Source organism: Streptomyces hazeniae (assembly GCF_031845485.1).
GTDB classification, from domain to species: domain Bacteria; phylum Actinomycetota; class Actinomycetes; order Streptomycetales; family Streptomycetaceae; genus Streptomyces; species Streptomyces hazeniae.
On sequence record NZ_JAVREQ010000178.1, the window covers coordinates 1 to 454 of the forward strand.

1 pseudogene is annotated in these 454 nt (G+C 66.7%); it reads left to right on the forward strand.

The features are described from left to right. Window positions 1-454, forward strand: a pseudogene (locus tag RM572_RS29200) (discoidin domain-containing protein); the annotation flags it as partial.

Here is a 454-nt window from a genome sequence, read left to right on the forward strand (position 1 = left end):
GTCCTCATGTGGAACGTCGGCAACGAGTCCGTCCTCGGACTCCAGAACTGTTTCAGCGGCGACGAGTTGGAGCGCCAGCGCAACGCCTACACCACCTTCGTCAACGACGTCGCGAAGAAGATCCACGGCATCGACCCCAACCACCCGGTCACCTCGACCGACGCGTGGACCGGCGCCTGGCCCTACTACAAGCGCAACGCCCCCGACCTCGACCTGTACGCCGTCAACTCCTACAACGCGGTCTGCGACATCAAGTCCACCTGGCAGCAGGGCGGTTACACCAAGCCGTACATCGTCACGGAGACCGGTCCCGCGGGGGAGTGGGAGGTACCGGACGACGCCAACGGCGTCCCCGCCGAACCCCGCGACCAGGACAAGGCGGCCGGCTACACCAAGGCGTGGAACTGCGTCACCGGGCACCGCGGGGTCGCCCTCGGCGCGACGATGTTCCACT